Annotated in this window: 5 protein-coding genes and 1 pseudogene; 1 reads left to right on the forward strand and 5 read right to left on the reverse strand. The window is 60.9% G+C overall.

Features of this window, described 5'->3' with window-relative positions:
• Positions 1 to 25 precede the first annotated feature (25 nt).
• A complete protein-coding gene (locus tag K940_RS29740) occupies positions 26 to 1,921 on the forward strand; it encodes a hypothetical protein (protein ID WP_155981044.1) in 1,896 nt (631 codons plus the stop codon).
• A gap of 271 nt (positions 1,922 to 2,192) precedes the next feature.
• Here the strand turns inward: K940_RS29740 and K940_RS31110 are convergent, their stop codons facing one another.
• The 5 genes and pseudogenes from K940_RS31110 to K940_RS29755 form a co-directional block, all read right to left on the reverse strand.
• Positions 2,193 to 2,999, reverse strand: coding sequence for a DUF4913 domain-containing protein (locus K940_RS31110; RefSeq protein WP_051407436.1), 807 nt, complete (start codon positions 2,997 to 2,999; stop codon positions 2,193 to 2,195).
• Positions 3,000 to 3,030: 31 nt separating this feature from the next.
• Entirely contained in the window at positions 3,031 to 4,767 is a 1,737-nt protein-coding gene (locus K940_RS29750) for a type IV secretory system conjugative DNA transfer family protein (RefSeq protein ID WP_369797530.1), read from the reverse strand.
• Positions 4,768 to 4,892: 125 nt separating this feature from the next.
• Positions 4,893 to 5,390, reverse strand: coding sequence for a hypothetical protein (locus K940_RS32605; protein ID WP_155981046.1), 498 nt, complete (start codon positions 5,388 to 5,390; stop codon positions 4,893 to 4,895).
• Positions 5,387 to 6,349 (reverse strand): hypothetical protein, encoded by a 963-nt coding sequence (locus K940_RS32610; RefSeq protein WP_155981047.1) that lies wholly within the window; start codon positions 6,347 to 6,349, stop codon positions 5,387 to 5,389. Before K940_RS32610 ends, K940_RS32605 begins: the two co-directional genes overlap by 4 nt.
• Positions 6,350 to 6,768: 419 nt before the next feature.
• Positions 6,769 to 7,055 (reverse strand): annotated as a pseudogene (locus K940_RS29755) (integrase core domain-containing protein); the annotation flags it as partial.

Genomic DNA, 7,055 nt, shown 5'->3' on the forward strand with positions numbered 1-7,055 from the left:
TACCCAGTCGGACGCCTCCGCGTCGGTGCCCGAGAGTGTGCTGCGGGTTGCGGGGTTGCTCAAATCCGGTGACCTGGCTCGCGCGCGAGACGCCATCACGAACCTTGGTGATGATTCCACTGCTGAATACATCAGCGTGCTGCGTCGTGTCTTCAAGACGCTGGATCAGTATCCGCTAGATGTTGCTGTCGGGCGCTTGAACCGGGCTGCACACAGCTCTGCTGATCCTGGCCTGGGTGAACTCATTGGTGCGTGCACCCCTGAACTGGATACCGGCCCGCCGCACAGTGACACCGATACCCAGTCGGACACGCCCACAGTTGCTGCCTCGCCGAATACCACATCCGAATTCGCCGCTGCCACCCCCACTCCGCTGTCCGAAAGTATGCAGCGGCTTGCGGAGTTGATCAAGACCGGCGCCACAAGACGGAAGTCCACCGCGGCCGCCGTCACAAAACTACTCAACCAGGCCTCTGACGAGGAGCGCAGCATCTTTCGGACAGTTCACGCAATACTGGAACAAGCTCCCTTCAGCGTTGCCGTCGATCAACTCGAATGGACCGCGGCCCAGGACACGGGGCATACCGCGCTCTTCAGGGCCTGTATCCCTGACACCGACCCTGGCTTATTCCGCTCCCTCAGCACCGGCAAGCGCTCCAAAGGCACCACCCGGTCGTGGTGGCCCGGCGAGTCCGAGGAACAACCCAATCTCGACGGCCGGACCCGCTGGGACTCAGACGAGATGTATCACAACAACGACGATCACCTCGAGGAGGTGCTTCGGCGGGGCACCATGCCCTGTGTCGGGTGCGATGTCGAACGCCCTCGCATCGACGAACGGTTCGACCGCTCTGTCTTCGGTGACAGCCAGCACGACGACGGATTGTGCGGAGATTGTCGGGAACGGAACGAACCCGGCATTCCCCCTCACCATCTCGGCGACCACATCGAAGCTCGGTGCGCGCATCTCGCCGCAACCAAGCCTACCCTCGAGGCGTTGGCGTTTCTCAAACGAGACTGGCGTCTGTCCAACTGGATGATCCGCGCTCGCATCTCGAGATGGGTGATTGAAAGCGGACTCCACAACAAGTCCGAACAACTACAACGGGCTGGACTGAAGTCGTTGTCCGCCTACAGCGAAGCCGATCTCGGCACTCTCATCGGTCAGACAGTGCGCGAGATTGCATCGGAGGCGAACCTCGATGCCGCGGCGGGCATCGGGGCGACCGATCCGATGGTCGACCCAGCGGCAAATCGCGACCACGGCATCATGGCCTCTGATGCCATCACTGAGGCCCGCGACGCTGAGGCCGCTGTCGAAGTCCTCAACAGGGAAAGGCTGTCCTACCGTGCGAGCGTCCACAGCGCACAGGTCAAAATCATAAGCGCCCGCGGCCAATTTGAGCGCCTGGAATCCAAGCTTGGGGAACTTGAAGATAGAAAGAAATCATCGCGGGTACGTAGCATCGCCAACGAAATCAACAACATTCGGTTGGAAATCAGATCGGTCAAGTCCGCATGTTTCAACCTTGAAGACGAGTTGGGGCAGCTGATAAAAGACCGAGATCAAAATAGGGCAGCCCTGGCCGCAGCGAAACTCAAGGCCGCCGCCGCGCACCACGAGGCGAAACGCCTGGCCGGACCGCCCGAAAGATGGGACGAAGTCCTCGACCGCCCCGGAGCGATCCTGCATTCCGTGACACCTGTCGCCACATCCGAATCGCCACGTGACAACCTTGAGGAGCGGCTGGAGTTGCTTCGCGAAGAACGCAACCGCCGCAGCCTGCTTTCACCGGACCAACGTGAAGTCGAAGAACGCCACCATCGCACCGCCCCCACCGCTGATCCAGACACCTCCGCCGCCACAGAGCCTGCACACGACACAACAACCTCGACACCAGAGCCCGACCTCGGACTCTGATTCCACCGGCCGGCGGCGGCATCGACCCCAATATGTGCGTCCCCTTCACCCCACCCCTGCCCCAGCGTCAACAACCTCATGACCCGCAACAGCTAGATCCGCTCGCACAGCGTGCCCCACGACTGGTGCGGCCGGAGATCAACGAGCCAGTCCGCGGCTGCTGGCGGCCGATTCCATCCGTGCGCGGATGGTGAGAGGCGTGTTCGTCTGCACCGCGTTTCGCCGCCGCTCGCCGAGGGCAGGCTTCTGGGGTGCCGTGGCACCAGGCGGCTCAGCCTGTGCGGAACTCGTTGATGATCCGAAAGTCCGGGCCGAAGCCCGCATCCTCCACCGCAACACTGTCACCTGCCTCGGAATCGAACCATCCGAGTGGGACGGGTGTGAACGGCAACCCAACACTGTCGGTGTGTCGTTCTGGGGTGCACCGGTGCAGTGGCCCGTTGGCAGCGTCCAACAGCAACCGCATGTGGGGGTCGATGTGGAAGACGAACAGGCTGCTCATCCGACCGCGATCGTCGGTTCGCAGCGATGCTTCGAACACGGAGTGCAACGCTGCGAACCGCACGGCGACTGTTCGGTGGCGCCACCATTGCCGACACCAGGTGTAGTTACCCTCGCGTCCCTGACCCGCCAATCGGACCGAGATAACCGGTAGCAGCCACTGCTGGGTGAATTCGACAAAACTCGCAAACCGCAGGGGCGGTGGCCCATCCTCGCTGTCACTGGCCGCCGGCGCACCCGCAGCTATGGCTGGACCAAACCATCCTGGCGGTACCGGATCGAACGGCAATGAGGGCACCGCAACGTGTTTGGTTCGGGTACATCGGTGCAAGGGGCCATTGGCAGCATCCAGCATCAACCGGAAGGACGGATCGACGTGCTGCAGTATGTAGGAGCTTATCGCGTCGGCGTTGCCAGTGGCACGGGCGGCTTCGAACGCCGAGTGCAGGTGCGCGATGCGCACCGACACCGCGCGATGGCTCCACCAGCGGGTGCACCACGTGTAGGTTCCCTCACGGCTGGCCTCGGCCAACCGCAGCGTCACCAGCGGCAGCAACCAAGACTCCGCGAATCCCACGAAGGTCGAGAATTTGTGCGGCGGAGCAGGTTTAGCCTTCTGCTTCTGTCCATTCACCATGGCTTACGGTCTTTCCGCCTGAGTCGGCAGCAATTGAATGCTTGTCTGTGTTGCCCAGGACGACGAACTGGTCCAGAGAACGGTTGATCGCCTCAGCGTATTCACCTTCCTGCCACCAAGGTTTGCGAACCAGGATGGGGCGATGACCCGGTAGCCGAACCAGTGCACGCTGTTTGGGGAGTGCGGCCAAGGCAGCGACGTTGAGAATTGCCTCAGCCCGCCAGTTCACAGTGCGGTTGGTGCCGCCAGGACCGACACTATGGGAACGGTCGGCGACATCGTGCTCATCGGATATCGTCGACAACTGCTGCAGGAATTCAGTGTCGCTGATCCCGCCGCCGTATACCTCGATCGATTGAGCTCGAATGGTTTTCAGCCCGTTGTCCCCCCATAGCTGTTTGCCTTGCTCGAGGACCTGCAAGAAGGTCATCAGGATGACACCATGACCTCCCGCGTAGGTGTAGTAGTTGGGCAGCAGCGCGATCGGGCAGCAATTAGCTGCCTCGTCGAGCACTCCCAGAAGCGGCACCGCCAGCCGCCCGTCCGGTCGTGCACGCGCAACCGCGAGCGCGGACTCCAGCAGCTGCCCCACCAGTGCGGCGGTCAACGGTGCTGCGGAATCAGGCCCTTCCATGCTCAACGCATACAGTGTGTCGCCAGATGTAACGAACTGACGGGGATCGAACTCAGGCAAATTGTGGCGCGGCTGCTCGTAGTCGAACCCGAGTTCGATCTCGATCTCGTCATCGCTGCGTTCATGAACAGTGATCGCCCGGCGAGTCGGCGGACACACCATGCTTGCATACGTCTCATCTGAAAGCACATTCAGGAATCGGCGAGCCATATCGAACAAGCCATCACGTTGGCGTGAGTACAGAGCTTGGTATTCGAGGATCCGTTGAGCGGGACGCTGTTTACCTGATTTTCGTAAGATCAGGGCTGGGGTCGTGTCCTGATCGCGCCCCAACCATTCAGCCACATGCATCAGGTCCCCGCCTGCGCACGCCGACGCCAACAGGTAGCAGGCCAACAGATCCTGTGCGCCGCCGTCGAAATAGCTGTCGACTCGGGAATCTTTGTCCTTCGACGCTGAAACGAAGAACGAGGCGAGTTTGCGGGCGGCAGCAAGGGTATCGATTTGGCGCAGCAGGTTCACCCAAAACCCCACCTGAACACTGCCGGTCACACCCTGCGGATCCGACAACCACACCGTGCCAGCCTGTTGGCGGCCCCAGCAGGTATGGCGATACAGATCAGGCTTGTTCGACGTCGACACCACAGGCCCCCACGCGGCCATCACCGCAGGTACCGCCCACGCCATGGTCTTTCCCGTCCGGGTGCCCGCCTCGATGAACACACCAAGTTCCGCAGGAACATGCAACGCCACATTTCCCGCGACAGTGAACCCCAACGGCGGGCCAGCGCGCGCCTGGATATGTTTCGGTGCATCCCGCAACAGACGCGGGGCCGCTGCAGCATTGGAACGCACTGTCGCGATAGTCAAATCACGCGGCCGCTGCATGGTCCGCGCAACAGAGTCGACCTCCACCCCTTGCCCGCGCGACCACCTCACCGCGGCAGCCGCTGCACCGACTACCACACCCAACCCACCAGCGGCAGCGGTGGACTGCCATGGCCACACGCGTTCACCCCACGCTACTTCCAAAAGGGCGGCAGTAGGATTCGACCGAACCGGCAAGCCCGCCATCAGGCTTCCAACACACAACGCTCCCCACAAACCCAGCCCAACCGCGAGCACCCCCAACAGCAGAACAAGCTTGCTGAATTCTTCGGAACTTCCCGGTGTCCGGCGCCGAGTCTCCCTCCGCGGGCTCACCGCAACCAATCCCCAGCATCACCCGAACCAGAACACGATACCTTGACCGTCGCATCTCCATCGGAGTCATCTGAAGAATGTTGGTACTGGCCATAGTTCAACAACGTTGTGGCCGGTCGAGGAATCGATTTGGGATGAAGTGCGGTCGCCGTTTGGGCTGCGTGGAGCTGACTGCTGGCATACCGAGACCAAGGCTTGTCCCACCAGCACCAGCCGCCGCTACAGGATGGTTCCAACGTCCCCAGACCTTCGGATGCAGCAAAAGTGGCTGGCGGTTCGCGAATCCTGTGCGGTGCAGGTACGGCGAAATCGGCAACGTGGATCACCGTGGTGACGGAAGCAGCGGTCTGCTGGTATCCAGTCGTCGTACAGCGGTCCAGAATCTCCGCAAGCGTGGCGCTGGCGATCAGCGGGTGCGTGTCAGCTACGGCGATTGATTCTATTCTGTCGAGTTCGGGCAGCCGCACGGCGTTGCCCAGTGTTTGGCTACTCACGCGCCGACTCCGTGATCGGCGCCAGGTTCGGGTGAACTAGTTTCGGGCGACGGTCCGGGATCGCGATAGACACCCTCCCCCGGATCTGCCGCGCTGCTCGCCGCTGCGGCGGCCTCACCGATCACTTCACCGGTATCAGGGCCAGCGCCACCCGCATCAGCGGTACTCCGATCCAGATCCACGAACCGTCGGGCGAATTCCGCAGCCAGGTTGGAAATAACATCTTCAATCGACGAAGACGCTGCCGGCCCCGAACCGTCCTTCCCGGGAGCGAAATCACCTACATTGCGGCCCGTATCACTATAGATGCGATCCGTATATGCTTTTGCTGCCTCCTGGTGCTGACTGCTGAAACTGGCAGCACCCATTGTGGCTGCGGCCCACGCCAGCGAAGTCATCACGTTGTCTGACTTCTCGCCTTCCTTCGTCAGCCCCTCGGAAAAACCGGTCTGACGACGCAAAGCTCCTATCCTATGGAGATTTTCAAGGACGTTCAGAGTGTGCGTCTCAGACTTTCGAACATTATCGGATTTAAGGTTGCTAATCCTCGCACCGTGTAACTCTTGCGCACGCCTCTCTCTGTTCTCCTGATCCTCTCGCCGGATGGCAGCCTCGTCCAAATATGAATCCCGGCGCGTGTTCGTCGCCGCGACATTTGCGCTCGACTCTGCTTCTTTGAGTTGAGCGGTCTGTCCATTCAGTAGCGATTTCTGTGTTGCTAATAGTTGTGCGCGTTTTCCCTCATCATCACGGTTCTTCCACGTGATCTCATGAAGTTCCTGTTTGCGCGCATCCTCATTCAAATAGTTCTGCACTCGCACCGCCGACTCTGCCGCTAAACGCTGGTCCTGAGTCAATTGTGAGAGCATATTCACGACGCCGCCAGCCCGCATCGCGGCTGAATAGAGGCCATGCAACATCGACTGTGTGACCTCATCTGTTTCGGTCGCTGGAGACACCTACATCACCACACCTGAAACCCGAGATCCGGGTCCTGCGTGTGCTGCATTCGCGATCTGTGGCTGGCATTCGCCCATGATGACACCTCCTGTGACTGGTCGCGCCTTCAAGCGGAGGACACACCAACTGTAGGAGGGGACTGACAGCGGATGTGTCCTCTCGAAGGAGAGAACCCTTCGCGGGAGAGTTCATCTCTCCCGGCGAGTGCTCCCCCCATCACACCCGAGAGAATTCCGCGGCACCAGCACCGACACTGAGGCAGCATGCATCACTACGGACCAGCAACACAAAACCGGCCACCGAATTGAACACACTGGTGCTGAACAGAATCAGACCATAGCCAAGCCGGCCACCGAGTCGAAGAAGCATCAAGCACCGTGTGCGACTGACGATGGCCGTTGACAGTGTGGGCCTGGGTCTTCTGTAGCAGCCTCTCATAGGGCGTCTGCCCTGCGAGGCCCCCGTGGGGGCGGTGGAAATTGTAGTAGTCCTCCCATTCCTTTAGCTTGTCGTTGAACAACCCGGTGTCGTCGATGACGACACCGTCGAGGAGGCGGTAGAACTCTTCGGCGTCGATGCGGTGCGAGCGCTCCACCTTGCCGTTGAGGCGCGGGGTTGCTGGTTTGATGTAGGTGTGGCCGATACCCTGGTCGATCACGTGCCAGCCGAAGACCGACTGGAACTCCGCACCATTGCCGGTCTGGA

The sequence above is a fragment of the Nocardia sp. CNY236 genome (assembly GCF_000482385.1).
Lineage (GTDB): Bacteria > Actinomycetota > Actinomycetes > Mycobacteriales > Mycobacteriaceae > Nocardia.